14 protein-coding genes and 1 pseudogene are annotated in these 17,168 nt (G+C 64.4%); 3 read left to right on the top strand and 12 right to left on the bottom strand.

What is annotated here, in order from left to right:
* The 5 genes and pseudogenes from HLH35_RS07105 to HLH35_RS07085 form a co-directional block, all read right to left on the bottom strand.
* Nucleotides 1–109: pseudogene (locus HLH35_RS07105) on the bottom strand (efflux transporter periplasmic adaptor subunit); the annotation flags it as partial.
* 30 nt (nucleotides 110–139) lie between these two features.
* Complete coding sequence (locus HLH35_RS07100) at nucleotides 140–334, bottom strand: DUF1656 domain-containing protein (RefSeq protein ID WP_182978461.1); 195 nt, start codon at nucleotides 332–334, stop codon at nucleotides 140–142.
* Nucleotides 335–339: 5 nt separating this feature from the next.
* Complete coding sequence (locus HLH35_RS07095) at nucleotides 340–2,526, bottom strand: FUSC family protein (RefSeq protein WP_182978500.1); 2,187 nt, start codon at nucleotides 2,524–2,526, stop codon at nucleotides 340–342.
* Nucleotides 2,527–2,546: 20 nt separating this feature from the next.
* Complete coding sequence (locus HLH35_RS07090; protein ID WP_246384909.1) at nucleotides 2,547–3,074, bottom strand: MarR family winged helix-turn-helix transcriptional regulator; 528 nt, start codon at nucleotides 3,072–3,074, stop codon at nucleotides 2,547–2,549.
* 9 nt (nucleotides 3,075–3,083) lie between these two features.
* A complete protein-coding gene (locus tag HLH35_RS07085) occupies nucleotides 3,084–3,290 on the bottom strand; it encodes a hypothetical protein (RefSeq protein ID WP_182978460.1) in 207 nt (68 codons plus the stop codon).
* Here HLH35_RS07085 and HLH35_RS07080 point away from each other — a divergent pair.
* Entirely contained in the window at nucleotides 3,289–5,718 is a 2,430-nt protein-coding gene (locus HLH35_RS07080; RefSeq protein ID WP_182978459.1) for a TonB-dependent receptor, read from the top strand. The genes HLH35_RS07085 and HLH35_RS07080 overlap by 2 nt on opposite strands.
* Before the next feature lie 40 nt (nucleotides 5,719–5,758).
* Nucleotides 5,759–6,832, top strand: coding sequence for a glycerophosphodiester phosphodiesterase family protein (locus HLH35_RS07075; RefSeq protein ID WP_182978498.1), 1,074 nt, complete (start codon nucleotides 5,759–5,761; stop codon nucleotides 6,830–6,832).
* Between the two features lie 605 nt (nucleotides 6,833–7,437).
* Here the strand turns inward: HLH35_RS07075 and HLH35_RS07070 are convergent.
* The 4 genes from HLH35_RS07070 to HLH35_RS07055 form a co-directional block, all read right to left on the bottom strand.
* Nucleotides 7,438–8,385: a metallophosphoesterase family protein gene (locus HLH35_RS07070; RefSeq protein WP_182978458.1), complete on the bottom strand. Its 948-nt coding sequence runs from the start codon at nucleotides 8,383–8,385 to the stop codon at nucleotides 7,438–7,440.
* 38 nt (nucleotides 8,386–8,423) lie between these two features.
* A complete protein-coding gene (locus HLH35_RS07065) occupies nucleotides 8,424–10,961 on the bottom strand; it encodes a TonB-dependent receptor (protein WP_338029307.1) in 2,538 nt (845 codons plus the stop codon).
* Nucleotides 10,962–11,077: 116 nt separating this feature from the next.
* Nucleotides 11,078–12,046 (bottom strand): DUF4880 domain-containing protein, encoded by a 969-nt coding sequence (locus HLH35_RS07060; RefSeq protein WP_182978457.1) that lies wholly within the window; start codon nucleotides 12,044–12,046, stop codon nucleotides 11,078–11,080.
* The gene (locus tag HLH35_RS07055; protein WP_182978456.1) at nucleotides 11,997–12,578 is read right to left on the bottom strand and encodes an RNA polymerase sigma factor; all 582 of its coding nucleotides are present in this window, start codon (nucleotides 12,576–12,578) and stop codon (nucleotides 11,997–11,999) included. Before HLH35_RS07055 ends, HLH35_RS07060 begins: the two co-directional genes overlap by 50 nt.
* A gap of 667 nt (nucleotides 12,579–13,245) precedes the next feature.
* Here HLH35_RS07055 and HLH35_RS07050 point away from each other — a divergent pair.
* Nucleotides 13,246–14,427 carry an AI-2E family transporter gene (locus HLH35_RS07050; RefSeq protein ID WP_246384907.1) on the top strand — a complete coding sequence of 394 codons (1,182 nt, stop codon included), beginning with the start codon at nucleotides 13,246–13,248 and terminating at the stop codon, nucleotides 14,425–14,427.
* Nucleotides 14,428–14,579: 152 nt separating this feature from the next.
* Here HLH35_RS07050 and HLH35_RS07045 read toward each other — a convergent pair whose 3' ends face one another.
* The 3 genes from HLH35_RS07045 to HLH35_RS07035 all read right to left on the bottom strand — a co-directional run bounded on the left by HLH35_RS07045 (nucleotide 14,580) and on the right by HLH35_RS07035 (nucleotide 17,134).
* Entirely contained in the window at nucleotides 14,580–14,906 is a 327-nt protein-coding gene (locus HLH35_RS07045; RefSeq protein ID WP_182978455.1) for a YnfA family protein, read from the bottom strand.
* A 210-nt stretch (nucleotides 14,907–15,116) separates the two neighbouring features.
* Nucleotides 15,117–15,533, bottom strand: a complete 417-nt coding sequence (locus HLH35_RS07040; RefSeq protein ID WP_182978454.1) for a c-type cytochrome — start codon at nucleotides 15,531–15,533, stop codon at nucleotides 15,117–15,119.
* Nucleotides 15,533–17,134, bottom strand: coding sequence for a flavin monoamine oxidase family protein (locus HLH35_RS07035; RefSeq protein ID WP_246384906.1), 1,602 nt, complete (start codon nucleotides 17,132–17,134; stop codon nucleotides 15,533–15,535). The genes HLH35_RS07040 and HLH35_RS07035 overlap by 1 nt, the downstream gene beginning before the upstream one ends.
* Nucleotides 17,135–17,168 lie beyond the last annotated feature (34 nt).

Below are 17,168 nucleotides of genomic sequence, written 5' to 3'. Positions count from 1 at the left end.
TCCATGGGGCAATCATATACGTGTCCCACAGGGTCACCCCCAGAACGATCGCCAGCACAACGACGCTCAGGGTCAGGACCACGCGGATCAGGGTGCGCAAAAGAGGCATTGGGGTCTCGGATCTTTCGTTACCGGTGCTTCAGACGTACCGGACCAGGAGACAGAGCGTGCAGACATACAGTGCCAGATCGAACAGCGCGACATGCCAGAACAGGCGCATGCCCCCACACCATGCCAGCACCGCGCGGATCGCGATGCTGGGCACCAGCGCCGCCAGCGCATAGACCGCGAGCGGCGCCAGGAACACACCATGCAGGTTGAATTCGCTCAGCATGCCGCTTACCCGGCCTGGCGGCGCACGCGGCCCAGCAGCGGCGTATAGACCGGCACCGGGGCATCGAGCGGGCGATGCGCATCCGGCATCTCGGGCGACAATTGCAGCGGGCCGTGGCGATGGAAGAAGCCGGGCACCGCCCGCAGGATATACGCCGCCTGTTGCAGGCAGGCGGCCCCCCGCCGCGCCTCCAACCCGGCCTCGCCCGGGGCGGCACGGCCCAGGATCGCCTGCGCCGCCTCCACCAGCCCGCGCGCCGTCGCTTCGGGGTCGCGCAACAGGCCGTCAAAGCCACGCAGCGCCGCGCGCATGGCCTGGGCATCAGCGACGTCCAGCGATGGCAGGTCCGCGATCCGCCGCGCCCGCACCACCAGTCGTCCCAGCGACACCGCCCCCAGCGCGGCGTCGGTATAGGCCTGCCGCTCGGCCGGCCCCACGCCCACCGAAAGCCGCATCGCCAGCCGCCAGATCTTCTGGACCTGCAACCCTTCCCACACCACCCAGTTCTCGGGGGCGACAGGCAGCACCAGCGCCAGCCGGCGCAGCGCCCGCGACAGCGAGCCCACCAGCCGTGCCGCATCCAGCCGATCGTCGGGCGGCAGGATGACGCGAAAGCCCAGTACCAGCAGCGCGGCGGCCACCAGAAAGGCCATCCACGTATTGGTCAGCGCGATATCGTCGTAATGCATGGGGTTGGACACATCGAGCATCGCGGCGAAAAACACGCCATAGCCGAACGCGCCGATCCCGTAGCGCGGGCTGAACTGCAACCATATGCCCGGTGCCAGGAACATACACAGCGCAAACCACAGCAGCGGAAAACCATCGATGCGCGGCAGCGCCAGCATATGGCACGCAATCCCCGCCGGTACCGACAGCGCGGTGCCCGCCGCCATCATCACGCTGGAGCGCGAGGCCGAAGGCGTGGTCGCGACCAGGCTGGACGCCGCGACGATATACAGCATCAGCATCGGCCCGGCGCTCCAATGCAGCACATACCACAGCAGCCCGGCCAGCAGCGCGATCAGCCCGCCGCGCGCGCCGTTGCGCAGGGCGGTCGGCCAGTCCAGGAACCAGCGCAGCCTCACCCGGCGCGGCATGGACGGCGCCACCAGCATCCGCACCACGGCATCGAACTGCACCAGCACGTCGCGCATATTGTCGATCGCCGACAGCATCGCGATGTCCTGCTCCGCCCGCTCGGCCGCCGCCAGCTCGTCCAGCGCGATGCCCAGCACGGAGAGCACCGCGCGCGGATCGTCCATCCAGTCCGGCTGCCCCGTCAGTTCCAGGATCTCTTCCATCAGGGACGCGACACGCGCGTGCAGGCCGCGCATCGGCGCCGCGTCATTCTCCAGATCGTGCCAGAGCGGATGATAGGTGGCGACCACGCCCGCCAGCCCGCTCAGCCCCACCCGCAGCGCATTCACCCGGCGCGAGATCTCGTACGTATCGGCCGCCGCATATTCCACCGACGACATCAGCCCGCTGATCCGCGCCAGCAGGGCGCCCCGCCGGTCGTTCAGCGGCAACGGCAGGGTGCGGAACCCGCCCAGCACCACCGCATCCTTCGTCGGCGCGTCCGGCGAACGGCCGCCCGCATACTGGAAGCGATGAAATTCCATGGCATAGGCGATCACGTCGCGCACCATCTGCCCCACCTGCGTCATGACCCGGTCGGGACGGCGCACCGAACTGGCCATGAACACCACCGCCGTCGCGACGATGCCGACCGTCACCGCCGACAGCCGCGCCATGGCGCTGAGGAAGATCCCGTCCGGATCGGCATAGGACGGCGCTGCAACGATGACGATCGTATAGCCCGTCAGCACGGCGGCATAGGCGCGGAACAGCCGCAAAAAGGTCGCGACCAGACAGGCGAAGGCCACCGCCACCGACAGCATCATCGTGTACAGCACCGGCGACTGCGCCACGGCCGCCATCAGCGCGATGCTGATCGTGGCCCCCAGCAGGGTGCCGATGACGCGCCACATGCTCTTGGCCATCAGCGCGCCGACCGTGGGGTTGGCCACGATCATCACCGTCGTCACCGACGACATCGGGGATTCGAGCTGGAAGAAGAACGAGCAGGACAGGGCAAGCCCGATCGCGGCGAAGGCCCGCGCGCAGAAGGCCGCGCGCCCCACCGTCTCGCGCCACCCTGCATCGCTGGCCAGGAAGGCCGGCAGCATGCGTGAAGGGATGGTGATCGTCACGCCGCCTCGCCGCCATCGGGCATGTCGACGGCCGGCGGCCGCGCGGCATTGGCCAGCACATGCTCCAGCCGCGCCACCAGTTCCGCGATCTCGCCGGGCGGCAGGCCCTCCGTCAGTTCGGCCTCCACCCGCGCCGCGATCTCGTGGAACTCGCGGCATTTGCGCCGCCCCTCGTCGGTGATGAACAGCTTGTTGGCCCGCCGGTCGACGGAATCGGGCCGGCGCTCCACCAGCCCCGCCGCCTCCAGCAGGTCCAGCACCCGCACCAGCGCCGAGGTATCGGTATCCAGCGCCGCCGCCAGTTCCCGCTGCGACGTGCCTTCGGGCAACATCATCAGATAGACCATGGGCCGGAAGCCCGCGACGGTCATCCCGGCCGGCTTCAGCTCCCGCTCCAGCCGCGTACGCCACACCGCCCCCAGCCGCATGACGCGAAAGGTGACGGCCATGCCGGGGAAAGGGGTCTCATCGATATTCAGGAGCGCGCGCAGGCCCATCGCCTGCGGCCTGTTTCCGTCGGTCATGCCTGCCGCTTACGTTTGCATCACAATAATTGCCATGACCATTAATTCCATGGCCGCAGATTGTCCAGCCCCGATCGCTCGCCCCTTCACGGAAAGGTTATTTTTTGCGGTGTGACCGTGCTGCATCGTCTTCAAAGCTTCACATGAAAATCCGAAAATATCCTGTCTATGAACCGGGAAATCGCACCCATGACGAAAGAACAGCGCCCCGCCCATGTCTTTCCATGCCTTGTCCCCCCGCCCCGTCCGCGCCCGCCATGGCCGCCGCCTGCTGCTGGGCACCACCCTGCTGGCCCTGGGGGCCGGCCTTTCATCCGCCCATGCCGCCCCGGCCGACACCACGCCGCCCGCCGCCACGCACCCGGCGCGCGCGGCGAAACCGGCGGCCGCTCCAGCCGCTCCCCCGGCCGCCGAGCAGATCATTTCTACCGCCCGCCGCACCCGTTCGGAACAGAGCGTCGGCCGTGTCGAGATGCGGCGCATCCTGCCCGGCATCAACCCGGTCAAGGCACTGGAAATCCTGCCCGGCGTGGTGTTCGAAAATGCCGATCCCTGGGGCAATAACGAGCAGAATTCATCGCTCTTCATCCACGGCTTCAACCAGAACCAGCTCGGCTTCACGCTGGACGGTGTGCCGCTGGGCGATCAGGCCTACGGCAATTTCAACGGTTTGACGCCCCAGCGCGCCGCGATCAGCGAAATCATCGGCGCGGCCTCCGTCTCCACCGGCGCCGGCGCGCTGGGCACGGCATCGACCAGCAATCTGGGCGGCACCCTGCAATTCCAGACGCAGGACCCGGCCCATCGGGCGGGCGGCCAACTGGCGCAGACCTTCGGAAGCTGGTCGACCTTCCGCACCTTCGCCCGCATCGACACCGGCGATTTCGGCAACGGCAATTCGGCCTATGTCGCCTGGGCGCGGCAGGATGCGCGGGCGTGGGATTTCGCCGGCCATCAGGGCGGCAACCAGGTCAACGCCAAGTTCGTCCATCAGGGCGACCATGACCGGATGACCGCCTTCTTCGACTGGTCGGACAAGATCGAACCGAACGAGGATGGTATCGTCATGCCCGCGGGCGGCTCGCTCTACAAGCGCCCGTTCATGTATCCGAACCTTCAGGAAGCCATCAATTATTACAACAATTCCGCGGCCTACAAGGCAGCCGGCCTGAATTACCGCAACTACTATTCGGCCGCCCAGCGCCAGGATTTCCTGGCCTATGCCACCTGGTCACATGATTTCTCGTCGAACCTGCACTGGGACAACCAGATCTATTACCATCATGACCTCGGCGAGGGCGTGGTGGCCGGTCCCATCACCGCCGCCGGCCTGCCCACCCTGTTCGGCGCCTATTTTCCGAATCAAAGCGCCTCCGAACTGTCGCAGGTCTTCGGCGGAAGCGGCATGGCGACACGCACCACCGAATATTGGGACAATCGCGGCGGGCTGATATCGACCCTGCGCTATCATCTGGGCCGGCACCATATCGAACTGGGCGGCTGGTACGAGCGCAACAACAACACCCAGGCCCGGCGCTGGTACCCGTTCTCGGCCACCAACCCCACCACGCCCTACGACCGGCAGCAGAACCCGCTGATCCATCAATATACCAATTATTTCTATACCAATACCTGGGTCTCCCACCTGCAGGATTCATGGCAGGTCTCGAAACATTTCGCCCTGAACGCCGGCTTCAAGTCCGAACTGGTCTATACGAACGGCACGCTGCCGGTGGCCGGCCTGCCGGGCTCGCTGTCACCCAAGACGGCGGTGACCGTCCCCGGCGGCACCATCGCCGCCGTCCGGCCGTTCCTGCCCGCCTTCGGCGCGCTGTGGAACTTCACGCCGAACGAGGAATGGTTCGCGAACATCCAGGAAAACATGCGCTCGTTCCAGGATGCCGGCTACGGCAACGCCACGCCCTGGGGCGTGACCAGCCAGCAGGCGTTCGACAATTTCCGCGAACACGGCAAGCCCGAAACCGCCTGGACGTATGAGACCGGCCTGCGCACCAACCGCGCCCTCTCCTTCGGGCCGCTGACGCATCTCAGCGGGCAGCTCGAATATTACCACGTCCATTTCTCGAACCGCCTGCTGGCCGTCTCGTCCTCGCCCAACCTGGCCTCGATCGTCGGCAGCGCCACCATCCTGACCAATGTCGGCTCGGTCACGACCGACGGCATGGATTTCTCCTTCACCGCGCAGTTCGGCCCGCATTTCTCGTTCTACAACGCGCTGTCGTACAACAAGTCCGTCTATAACGACAATTATTCCAACGGCACCACCATCGTCCCCACGGCCGGCAAGAACGTCGCCGGCGTCCCCGACTGGACCGAGAAATTCGTGGCCTCGACCGATTGGGGCGCCTTCAACGCCCAGTTCATCGGCGACGTGATCGGCCAGCGCTACACCACGTTCACCAACGACCTGCACGCCAGCAGCTACGCGCTGTTCAGCCTCAATGCCGGCTACACGATCCACGGCATCCCGCATGTGCGGGGGCTGAAAGTGCAGGGCAACATCACCAACCTGACGAACACGCGCGGCTGGTCGACCTTGAACACCTCCAACGCCTCGGGCCAGTATACCGCCTTCCCGATCGCCCCGCGCATGTATTTCCTGACCCTGAGCGCCCAGTTCTGAGGCTTCCCACGTGCTGACACGCAGAAACACCCTCTCCCTCATGGCGGGCGCCACGATCCTGGGGGGCGCATCGCGCGCCCGGGCGGCGGCATCGCTCGCGCCGCGGCCGCTGGTGTTCGCCCATCGCGGGGCCTCGGCCCTGCGGCCGGAACACACGCTGGCCTCCTATGCCAAGGCGATCGCCGACGGCGCGGATTATATCGAGCCCGACCTGGTGCCCACCCGCGACGGCGTGCTGGTCGCCCGCCATGAAAGCAACATCGCCGGCACCACCGACGTCGCCACCCGCCCGGAATTCGCCTCCCGCCGCCGCACGCTGACGATCGACGGCAAGGAGGAGACCGGCTGGTTCACCACCGATTTCACCCTGGCGGAACTCAAGACCCTGCGCGCCCGCGAGCGCCTGCCCGCCACCCGCGCGCAGAACACGCGCTATGACGGGCATTTCGACATCCCGACCTTCGAGGAGGTGATCGATTTCGTCGCCGCCGAAGCCGCCGCGCGCGGTCGGACGATCGGCCTGATCCCCGAAATCAAGAATTCGACCCATTTCCACGCACTCGGCCACACGCCGGAGGAAACCTTCCTGCGCGTGATCGCCGCGCACGAATACACGCGCTACGCCCCGCTGGAGGTCCAGTCCTTCGAGACCACCAACCTGAAGATGCTGCATGGGCGCGTGCAGGCCATCAACCCGCAGGCCCGGCTGATGTTCCTGATGGGCGAACGGACCGAACGCGTGCCCGACCTCATGGCGGTCGGCGCGCGCACAATTTTCGGCGACCTGATGACTCCGGACGGGCTGCGCCAGGTCCGGGCCTATGCCGACGCCATCGGCCCGTCCAATACCGACCTGATCCCGCGCGACGCCTCGGGCGCATGGCAGGCACCGACCAGCCTGATCGACGACGCCCATGCCGCCGGCCTGCTGGTCCATTCCTACACCTGCCGGCCGGAAAACCGCTTCCTGCCCCGCCAGCTCCGCAACGGTGCGGGCGATGACGCCCGCAACCCCGAAGGCTCGATCGCCGAAATCCGGCGCTATCTGGATATGGGGCTGGACGGATTCTTTACCGACGACCCCGCACTGGGCCGCCGCGCCGTCAACGACTAACGGATCTTTGTTTAAGAAACTCTGATTGATTCAGGAGCCTCGCACCGGGAACGGCGCAAGGCTCCCGAACGATTCATGGAGGCACCCCTTTGCCTCGCCCAAGGGCGATGCCCGTTGGAAACTCATTTATTATCAAATGATTGCTGTGCGGGGCCTCAGGCCCTGCCCGACGCATTCGTCCCCGACCTGTCGGGCAAAGGTCCACCGCGCCGGAACATGGCACCTGGTTCTTCCGCCCGCCCCGACCGATTGCGAAGGCGACGCCCCGCCTGACGCAACGCGCTACGATGGGCGGCGTGAATCTGTGCCGGTGTCAGGTCGCCACCATCGGCCCGCGCCGCAGCGGACACGGCCGGACCGGGCACTGCTTTTCCCTCGACGGATGAAACCGACATGACGATCCTCCTGCTCAAGGTGCTCCGACAACAGGCCGGAACGGCTTGGCCCTGATATATAGGCAGAGAGGTACGGCATTTTAAGGGCAGGCCGCACCGCGTCTGGCTTTCCGGAGGCGGATCGTTTGAGTCGGGCTCCCAGAGAGAGAACCCGCCCGACAGCGCAGAACCTGTCCTCGGCCTCCGGTATGATCAGGAAGCGTCACAGTTTCACGTATTTTTCGGATCTGCGCTGCGGAAGCCATAGGTCCTGTATTCGGTCGAAACCTGATTGCCGTCCACATGCACGACCATGTACCCCTCGGGAGTTCCCAGATGCGTACCGTGCCACCAGTTGCCGCTCACCGCGCCGCCGGTAATGAAGGGAATGCCGCCGTGCACCACCCGCTCCAGAACATGCGTATGGCCCTGAAGAACCGCCAGCACATTATGCGGGGCGATGAGTTGCAGGATCTCGCGCGTGTTGACCGTGCTCAATGCCTGATGCTTGAAAAGAGAAGGGCTTTCGTCGGCATAGGTGTAGAACGCAGTCACGAGTGGAATATGCGTTGATATGATCAGCGGCGTTCCGGGCTGGATGGTCGAGAGATAGGTCCGGAGCCAGGCGACCTGGTCCGCGCTGACCCTTCCCTCATAATCCCGGTCGGGGGTGATGGTGACCGAGTCCAGAACGATGAAATGCACCCCCTTGTGCACGAAAGCATAATACGTCTCCCCGAAGGCCTTGCGGAAATAATTCTTTCCGAACTCCGGGTCTCCCGTCGCGCAACCGCTGCTGGCATAGACGCCGAAGCAATCGTGATTGCCGACCGTGTGATACACTTTCTTGCCAAGCATCTGCTCGGTCATCTCATACAGATCCAGCAGCTTGCCTGCTCTTTCATGCGTGACCTCCATGGCGTCGAAGACATGGTCACCGCCCTGGAGAACAAAATCGGCCTTTTCACCCGACGCCTGACGAAAGCACATCCTGCACCCCTTCTGGGCATCCAGCTCTGGTTGCAGGTGCGTGTCCGTGATGAAGAGAAACGAAAACTTCTCCCGTCTCCCGGTGTCCGCGCCGCCCGCAAATGCGGGCAGCGTTCCCAGTAACGACGTTCCGAGCGCGGCCGAAGCCGAGAGCAGCGCGTCGCGCCGGCGAATGATCGTATCTGCCATGACAAACCCCTCCGGAGATCCAAATCGGCCGGGGCCGATCAAAAGAAATGCTTGCTGAGCGTGAAGAATACCTGCCGTGGCGGCGCAGCCTGAAGCGTCTGGTAGGTTCCGCCCAGGTCGGAATTGACAAACCCGGTCGTGCCGATGCTCGAGATGTATCGCTTGTCGAAGAGGTTCACGACGTTCACCTGGGCCTCAAGATTGTTCAACCAGCCCTGACGATGGAAACGGTATCCGCCCGCGAGGTTGAAGACGATCCTCCCTTTGACCGGGGAATCATTGAGGTAGGTATAGAAACGGCGACTCTGATACTGCCCGCTGAACTGGCCCCAGATCGTGCCGTCGTCATAGGCCAGCTTGACATTGCCGATGTTGCGCGGCGCCGCCACGACCTGCTTGCCTTTGATCGGCACGACGACGGAACTTCCCGGCACGGCGACATTGTCATCGTAATGCGCGTCGTTGTACGACCAGGCCCCATACAGCGACCAATTGCGGGCGAAGCGCCAGTTGGCAGCGGTTTCGACACCGCGCGAGGTGACGCCGCCGACATTTTCAAGCACGTTCTGGTTTCCAACGATCACCGAGCTGACCGACGACGCCAGAAGCCTGTTGGCGAAATTGACATAGTACCCGGTCAGCGAGAACTGCAGCGCCGCATTGTGGAAGCGATAGCCCACTTCTTCCGTGTTGGTCGTCTCGGGCTTCAATTTCCCATGCACGTAGTCAAAACCGGCCTGCGTGGTCGAGAAAGGACCGGTCGACGCCGACGCGGTGTAGGCCGCCATGTTCCGCGTGAAATCGGCGAAGACTTCGTTGTGACTGTCAAACGTATAAAGAGCGCCTGCCTGCGGAAGAAAACCGTTGGACGCCGATACCGACGCGTTGATCGGATTTTTGCTTGAGATGGTCTGGGCCGAACTGTCGGAAACGAGAGATTTGAATCCCGCATTCAGGCGCAATTTCGGCGTCACGCGCCAGGTATCGCCGATGTGGAACTGATAGACCTTGGTACGGAACACATACTGCCACTGCACGTCGAACGGATTCTCGTAGAATCTCTCGAAATCATCCGGTGCCGCACCCGCTTGAAGCGGGTAGAGCTTCGCGGCCTGGCTGAACAGGTTATGCTCGAACCAGAAGCCGGCTTCGATCCGGTGCTTCTGAAACCTGTAGGCAAGGCTCGTTGTGACCCCCTCGCGATGCATGTTGTATTCGGTCGTGGACACGGACAGGGGCGATCCCCCCAACGCGGCCGGTGTGGGGTCGTAAGGGTCCGCCCACGTCCCGGGGCCCCGATCGAGATGTCCGTACACCGTGGTCGCGCCGCTGAGATGGGACGAGATATCGTAGTCGATCCGCCCATACCCCAGTACGTCCTGGCGGACACCACCACCCCGATAGTACGTATCGTCCGCGCTCTGATAGGGGGCAGGAATTGGCGTGCCGTTCTGGACGGCCCGGGCAATCTGTTCGGCGAGCGCGTAATTTCTGCTGATATCGTCGTGGTCATAGCCGAATCGACCGATCAGGGACTTCGACAGGTCGAGATAGTCATCCTCTCGCCGGTCATCGATGTCGAGATAGGTCGTCACTTTCACCGCGCTGCCGAGCGGCTGGATATACTTGATGTTGAGCTGCTGCTGCTTCTGCTGCCCCCAGCCCTTCCATTTGTCCGCGAACTGGTAGTCATAGCTGATATAGGCCTTGCCGCCACCGGGCAGGATGCCCGTGTTCACGCGCGCAAAGGTCCGCCACATGTTCGAACTGCCGACAGATCCGGCAACATCCACCCCATAGTGATCCGAGGGATCGATCGAGGAGAACTGGATCGTCCCCCCCAGATTGCTGGTCGAGGCCGTACCCAGCGCGCCCGCCCCCTGCGCCAGGGTGACGGGGCCGTTATTCTCGTTTTCGAGCGCGCGTCCGATGCTCAGGCCGTTATTGTTGCGATATTGCATATTGCCAAGCGGCACGCCATCGAGCGTGTATCCCAGCTGGTCGGTAATGAACCCGCGAACCGTTATCTGCTGGGCCCACTCATAGGCGCCCAGCGGGTCCGACGACTGAAAATTCACCCCCGGCAGTTCTGACAATGTCGCCAGAGGCGACGTACCCGGCACGGATTTTCGCAACTCGGCCCGCGACAGGATCTGAACCTGGCGAGAATGTCCGGCGCCCAGTACAATGACGTTCTCGGACGCACCGGCATCCGCCCGGCCCTGGGCGCCTCCCTTGCGGGAATTGCCGGCCTTGTCGGGAGCCGGTGCGCTTTCGATCACGATGGTTCCGTCATCCTGATGCCGGCTCTCCAACCCGGTATCGCGCAGCAGTTGCGAGAGCGCCGCGTCAGGCTCCAGCTTCCCTTTGACCGGATGAGCAATCACGCCGTTGGCCGTGGCCGCTTTCAGGACGATCCTGACATTTGCCTCGCGGCCATAAGCAAGAATCGCATCCGCGACAGGCTCCCGTGGCAGATCGAACGCGATAGGACGGGCCTGCGCGGCAGAGAGAGGCGGCAGGAACGTGCCGAGACATGAACAGAGAATGAGGACCTGGCGATATGTCGGTTTCACAGCAATCCGCTTCCTGAATGAATGAGCGTTTCAAGGGAAGGATGCGCAGGAAACCGGAATCCGCCACGACAGGCCCTCAGGAAGATTGTGAAAACTTCATGACAGGCCAGATGATTTCAAAATATGTCAATTTTCTCCGGTGATTCGACGTGCTCCGCCCCCAGGATCGGGCAGACCGCGCGTGCGAACGCAGACGGGTCGCTCAGACGAAACACGCCGACCAGACGTTGCGCGGACAACGCCGCGCCATGCACGACGATGCGACGCTGATTGTAGAGATTGAGCGTTGCGACAGCCTCGGCCAATGTTTCCGCATGCAATTCGAGTGTATCGCGGCTCCACGCCGTCCGGCGATACATCTCATCGGCGGACAACGTTCCCACGCGCGGCGGCATGCCGTCGCCCGCGCGCATCCATTGACCCGTTCCCAGAGACCATTCCTGCGATCCGGTATCGGCGCGCACCGCGCCGGCCAGGACGAGTATTTCGGTAGCTCGGGCCGATTGCTGAACCACGAAAGACGCGGCAGCGGGAAAAATCAGCGTCTGTCCCGCCCTCATCACGGGCGCGTTCGACCGATCTGCGGTCCAGTCACCGCGAACCCGCCCACACAGCAGCCGCGTCCGGATCGGATGCCCCTGCTGCACGTATCCCATCAGCAAAGTGTCGCGATCAAGGGTAAGACGGCTGCCCGGCAGGGGCACGGGGGCGGAAGCGCCGACGGTGGTACGCCAGACATGTTCATGCCCCTGCGAGCGGCCGGGCACCACCAGGGCGGCACATGCCGCGGCGGCGGCAAAACGCATGACGTGCCGCCGCCCCTGGGACAGGGGGGCGGCAGGCGTTATCGCGGGCGGGGCGGGCGCATGCAGGGCGCGGGCACGATCCAGCGACAGCCAAATCGCCTGCGCCCTGACGAAAGCCCCCAGATGCCGCGTGTCCGACGCCAGCCATGCCTCAAGGGTCGCCTGCGCTTCGGCAGGCAGCGTCTCGCGATCAAGGCGCGCGACCCAGTCGAACGCAATATCGTCCGGATTATCCGGGGCGATGGCGTTGCCTGATGGATCGCCGTTGCGCCGTTTCACTCCGGGCCATCTCATCTTGGTCCGTGCCGCTCCGGCCAAACGCGCGCCCCAGCAGTCTCAGTGCACGCGCAAGCTGCTTCTCCACGACGTTTTCCGAAACGCCCAGATGATGCGCGACCTGTTTCTGCGACCATCCTTCGACTCTCCTCAACACCAGGACATCGCGGCACTTTTCCGGCAACTCCGCCATCGTCGCATGGAGCTGCGCCAGTTCCTGCCGGGCACCCACGACCTCATCGACCGGTGGTGCATCTTCCATGATGCTTTGGGCATCGAAATCCGCCAGGGCGACGATCGAAATAATTTTGGCGCGGCGATAGTGCTGCAGAACCAGGTTGCGTGCGACCGTGAAAAGATAGGCCCGTGGCGACTGGATATGCGCGACATGGGCCTCGATCAGGATGGCGTAGGTGTCCTGGACAATATCATCGACGTCGATGCCGGAGAGCCCGCGAAGCCACACGCGCAGCTGAGGTTCGTGCGGGAGAATATGCTTTGCAATCCATTCCAGCCGATCCGCCTGCATGACCATGTCCACGGCACCTCACGCTCACGTGATCCTGGCGGCGTGCGTAGCAGCTTCGCCGGTTCAGCAATGTGACATCTTGATGACGAGAGAGAATTCAGATCGGGCGTGCGTGGTCCTGCGCCTGCTCGCATGATTGCAGGCCATGACGAAAGCTTCAGGATACAAAACGCTTTCTGCGCTTCCCCTTCGTTTCTGGCAGGCCGCTTTCGGTCCCATCGGAGCATTTCTCCACAGTCTCGCGCCGGCGCCATTTCCGAACGGTCTTTTCATTCAGCTTATACTCTTGAGCAAGCGCCGCAACCGAAGCCTGCGACCGCTGTATTGCCGCTCGGACAGCATGCATAATCCTGACGCATCCGCGGAGTAATCGTCCCATGGCAGACCTCACTCCCCAGGCGAAAACAGGCGACCGCCTCACCAGGGGACTGAACGCCCAAACATCCAGAAGACCGTATAGGTAGCCTGCCTACCGAGTGCGTTTCATACCCATATCGAATCTGAATCCCCTGTCCGTCCGATAAAACGGACCAGCCGAGTACGCCGGGGCGGCCGGGATAGGGGCAACGACCCCAGGCCCGGCCATCGAACTGCAACGCAGGTCCTCCGGCGCCGTTATCATTGCGCGCTCCGCGCCTGCAAGCCTTTGACACAGAAGCTGAATCGAGCCCCCATGCTTTCCTCCTCGCATCCGTTCGCCCATCCTGCCGCACCAGAGGCCCCCGGCCCGGCTTCCACGATGATGCCCATCCGGCCACGCACGACGCTGCAATGCTGGGCCCAGGGCGCACTGACCCTCGGCGTGGTCATGCTCACCCTGTTCATCCTCGGGCGCTTCCGCTCCGCCCTGTTCTGGGGCGGCGTGCTCGCCATCGTCTGCTGGCCGCTGCTGATGCGGTTGCGGCGCAAATGGCCGTCGCCCCACGCCGCCACGCTGGCGCCGGCCGCCATCGTCCTGGGAATCGCGCTGGTCTTCATCATTCCCTCCGCCGTGCTGGTCTCGGCCGCCGCCGGCGAGGCCAGGCAAGGCGCGCAATGGGTCCGGCAGGCCACCGAACAGGGCATCCCCGCCCCGGCATGGCTCGACCGCCTGCCCTGGGGCCGCGCACAGGCCCAGCATTGGTGGCAGGCCAATCTGGCGACCGCCGACAGCGTGCATGAGCTGATGGACCGCCTCAGGCCGGAACATGCCCTCGCAACGGTGGAGCATCTGGGGCACGATCTGGCCAACGGGCTGGTCGTCATGGGCTTCGCCCTGCTGATCCTCTTCTTCTTCCTGCGGGTGGGCCAGCCGCTCGTCACCCGGATCGACCTGCTGGTCTGGCGCCTGCTGGGCGCACGGGGCGGCATGGTCCAGCGCCAGGTCGTGGGCGCCGTGCGCGGCGCGCTGGCCGGCCTGGTGCTGGTCGGGCTCGGCGAAGGGGTTCTGATCGGCCTCTCCTACGTGCTCGCCGGGGCACCGCAACCGCTGCTGCTGGGCATCTTCACGGCGCTGGCCTGCATGATCCCGATGGTGGGCGGCTTCGCACTTGCCCTGAGCGTGCTGGCCATCCTCATCAAGGGCAGCAGCCTGGCGGCCGCCATCGGCGTCGGCCTGTTCGGCACCATCGTGCTGTTCCTGGCCGATCATTTCATCCGCCCGGCCCTGATCGGCGGCTCGATCAGGCTGCCGTTCATGTGGGTGCTGCTCGGCATCCTGGGCGGCCTGGAAAGCTGCGGCCTGCCCGGCCTGTTCATCGGCCCGGCCGTGATGGCCGTGGCCCATCTGCTCTGGCGCCTCGGCTCCGGCCGCGCCGCACGCCCGGCCCCGGATGGCGTCGTGGCGATCCGGGTCGTGAATAGTCGCGAGGAGTGAGCGGAGGGCGGGCGTTTCTGTTCTTTTTTGAAAAAAAGAACCAAAAAACTTTTGATTCGTTCAGGAGTTTTTTTGCCGGGACATACGATGTCCCCAGACGAATAAAAGTCTTTTTGCTTCTTTTTTTCGTAAGACAAAAGAAGGCTCAGGTTCTACACCCGATGCGGCGAAAACAGGATCACGCCCGCCCCGCACAGGCAGAACGCGGCACCGATCAGGTCCCATCGGTCGGGCCGCACCCCTTCGGCCAGCCACAGCCACAGCAGCGTCGAGATGATATAGATCCCGCCATAGGCCGCATAAGCCCGCCCGGCTTCCGACGCATCCACCCGCGTCAGCAGCCACGCGAACAGCACCAGCGCGCCACAGCCCGGCACAAGCCAGACCGGCGATTTCCCCATCCGAAGCCACGCCCAGAAGGCAAAGCACCCGGCGATCTCCGCCAGCGCCGCGCCGATATAGATGATGATCGATTGCATGTTCCGACCTCAAGAGGCTGTTGCAAAAGCCCCGCTGGCGGCGGGCGGCCCACAAGGCCGCTCCGATGCTCAGGAACCACCGCCAGACGCGCGGCTGGCGGCCACGCTTCCGCTCACCATCGGAGCCTTTGCAACAGCCTCTAACAGCCCGGGCCGGCCGGCGGTAGAGGGCCCTTCCGGCGAGGGAAATCCCCCGCCGGAAGGCCACCGCTATTCCTCCAGCGTGATCGGCTGGCGCATTTCGCGCACCTGCTCCGGCGTCACCGGGTCCGTCCAGCGATTGCCCAGATGGCTGCGGATATAGGTCACGACATCCGCAATCTGCCTGTCGGTCAGAATGCCCGCGAACCACGGCATGCCGCCATGGCCGTTCAGCACCATCATGGTCGGATAGGCGGCGATCGCCAGTTTCGGGTCCCCGGCCAGCGCCGGATATTTCGCCCCGGCACCGCGCGCGCCCTTGCCGTCGGCCATATGACAGGCGGCACAGATATGGTGATAGACCAGATCGCCATTATCCAGCCGGGTCATGGTGCTGGGCACACCTCCGGCCGTATCGGCCCACGCTGGCGCGCCGAACAGACTCATCCCTGCCAGAAGCAGGAAAGAAAGAGAAACGCCCCGCATCAGCCCGCTCCCTGCGCCCGCTTGTGAACCTGCTCGACGGCGGCGAGCGACGACAGGATCGCCCCCTCCTGCCAGCAGCCGACATAGGACGCATGCTCGCCGGCCAGCACCAGCCGGTTTTCCATCGCCACCAGCGTCTTGTAATGCGTCTTGCGCGCCTGCTCCGACCACATGGAGCAGCAGCCCAGGGTCCAGGGCATGCGGCTCCACGCCACCGCCACACCGTTGCGGAATTCCTGGCGGTAATTGGGGTGCAGCGCCTGCCCCTGCTTCAGCCCCTCCTCGATCCGCTGTGCCGGGCTCATAGTCGTGAAATCCATCGCCGCCGGGCCGAACATATAACCGCCCAGCAGAACCGCCGGCCCCGGCGAGAACGTGCCGTGGCTGGGATAGGCAATCTGGCCGATCGGCTGGTCGGTAAAGCTGATCCCGCCATAGATCTGGTCGTCCTCTTCCCAGAAGCGCCGCCTGAACTCCATGCCCAGCTTGACCGACGACGCATACGGCACCGCCGCGATCGCCGCCTTCATCCCGTCGCTGACCTGCACATCAAGCTGCGATAGCACCGGCAGCGGAATCGTGCAGACGCAGTAATCGGCCTCTTCCACCCGCGAGGCCCCGCCATGCGCGACGTCATCATAGAGGATCTTCACACCATGCTCGTCCTGATGGATGGCGGTGACCATGCAACCCAGCGTGATCAGGTCCTGGACCTGCCGTGCAAAGCCCTTGCCGATATTGTCCATCCCGCCGACGGGCTGGAACATCGTCGTCTGCATGTCGAGCTGCTCGGGAAAGGCCAGCCACTGCGCCAGGCCGGACGCCATCACTTCGGCACGCGGCGCCGGGGTCGAGAAGGTCGGCGCCCCATCGACGCCCGCCCCACGGGCCTTGTCATACCCCCGGCGCTGCGACGAGCGCCCGCCGGCACGCCACACCCCGTCCTCATCCAGATTGGCCCAGGTCCCCAGGGAGGAGAGCACATGCGCCCGCTCCTCGGGCGTCACGATGTCATCCAGCCGGTGCTGGTTGATCGCCTTGGCCAGAAGCTCCGCCGTATAACCCGAGAAATCCGCCGCGAATTCCCGATAGCGCAGGCGCTTGCCGCCATAGGCCTGCGAGGAATGCAGCCAGGCATTGTGATTGAGCTGAATGAACGGCTCCAGCGCCACGCCGAACTTCCGGCAGTAATAAAGCAGCCCCTGATGATGGTACGGAATCCGCCACGGGCCCGGATTGATATAATTGCCGGGGGAAAAACCAACCTTCTGCGTGGCACCGCCCAGTTCCGTCACGGTATCGCCACCGCGCAGCGAGATGTTGCGCCCGCCCGCCCGGTTCTGGAATTCCAGCAGCCGGACCGCATAGCCCGCCTGCCGCAATTCATACGCAGCCAGCAGCCCCGCCAGACCGGCCCCCAGTACCACGACACGCGTGCCCGGCTTCGCGCCCGACAGTTTCGGCGGGCCCCTGAAATCCGTGCCCATCGCATGACCCATGCTGGTCATCGCCTGATAGAGTCCGGCACTTCCGGCCAGAACTCCGATTTTTGTGAGAAGCTGACGGCGCGTCTGTGCCTGAAAGCCGGATTCTCCGGTCATTGATCATCCTTCGCGTGTCTGGGGGGCCTTTTAA

Source organism: Gluconacetobacter asukensis (assembly GCF_014174375.1).
Taxonomy (GTDB): domain Bacteria; phylum Pseudomonadota; class Alphaproteobacteria; order Acetobacterales; family Acetobacteraceae; genus Gluconacetobacter; species Gluconacetobacter asukensis.
Note: the sequence above shows the minus strand (reverse complement) of the source record. Positions and strands in the feature narration are given on the sequence as shown.

What these genes read in the sequence shown, in the direction of transcription:
- HLH35_RS07035 (WP_246384906.1), bottom strand. Translation starts at nt 17,134, where the DNA reads ATGACCGGAGAATCCGGCTTTCAGGCACAGACGCGCCGTCAGCTTCTC.
- HLH35_RS07045 (WP_182978455.1), bottom strand. Translation starts at nt 14,906, where the DNA reads ATGCAATCGATCATCATCTATATCGGCGCGGCGCTGGCGGAGATCGCC.
- HLH35_RS07070 (WP_182978458.1), bottom strand. Translation starts at nt 8,385, where the DNA reads ATGGCAGATACGATCATTCGCCGGCGCGACGCGCTGCTCTCGGCTTCG.
- HLH35_RS07095 (WP_182978500.1), bottom strand. Translation starts at nt 2,526, where the DNA reads ATGCTGCCGGCCTTCCTGGCCAGCGATGCAGGGTGGCGCGAGACGGTG.
- HLH35_RS07075 (WP_182978498.1), top strand. Translation starts at nt 5,759, where the DNA reads ATGGCGGGCGCCACGATCCTGGGGGGCGCATCGCGCGCCCGGGCGGCG.
- HLH35_RS07055 (WP_182978456.1), bottom strand. Translation starts at nt 12,578, where the DNA reads ATGGTCATGCAGGCGGATCGGCTGGAATGGATTGCAAAGCATATTCTC.
- HLH35_RS07090 (WP_246384909.1), bottom strand. Translation starts at nt 3,074, where the DNA reads ATGACCGACGGAAACAGGCCGCAGGCGATGGGCCTGCGCGCGCTCCTG.
- HLH35_RS07050 (WP_246384907.1), top strand. Translation starts at nt 13,246, where the DNA reads ATGCTTTCCTCCTCGCATCCGTTCGCCCATCCTGCCGCACCAGAGGCC.
- HLH35_RS07080 (WP_182978459.1), top strand. Translation starts at nt 3,289, where the DNA reads ATGTCTTTCCATGCCTTGTCCCCCCGCCCCGTCCGCGCCCGCCATGGC.
- HLH35_RS07100 (WP_182978461.1), bottom strand. Translation starts at nt 334, where the DNA reads ATGCTGAGCGAATTCAACCTGCATGGTGTGTTCCTGGCGCCGCTCGCG.
- HLH35_RS07040 (WP_182978454.1), bottom strand. Translation starts at nt 15,533, where the DNA reads ATGCGGGGCGTTTCTCTTTCTTTCCTGCTTCTGGCAGGGATGAGTCTG.
- HLH35_RS07085 (WP_182978460.1), bottom strand. Translation starts at nt 3,290, where the DNA reads ATGGGCGGGGCGCTGTTCTTTCGTCATGGGTGCGATTTCCCGGTTCAT.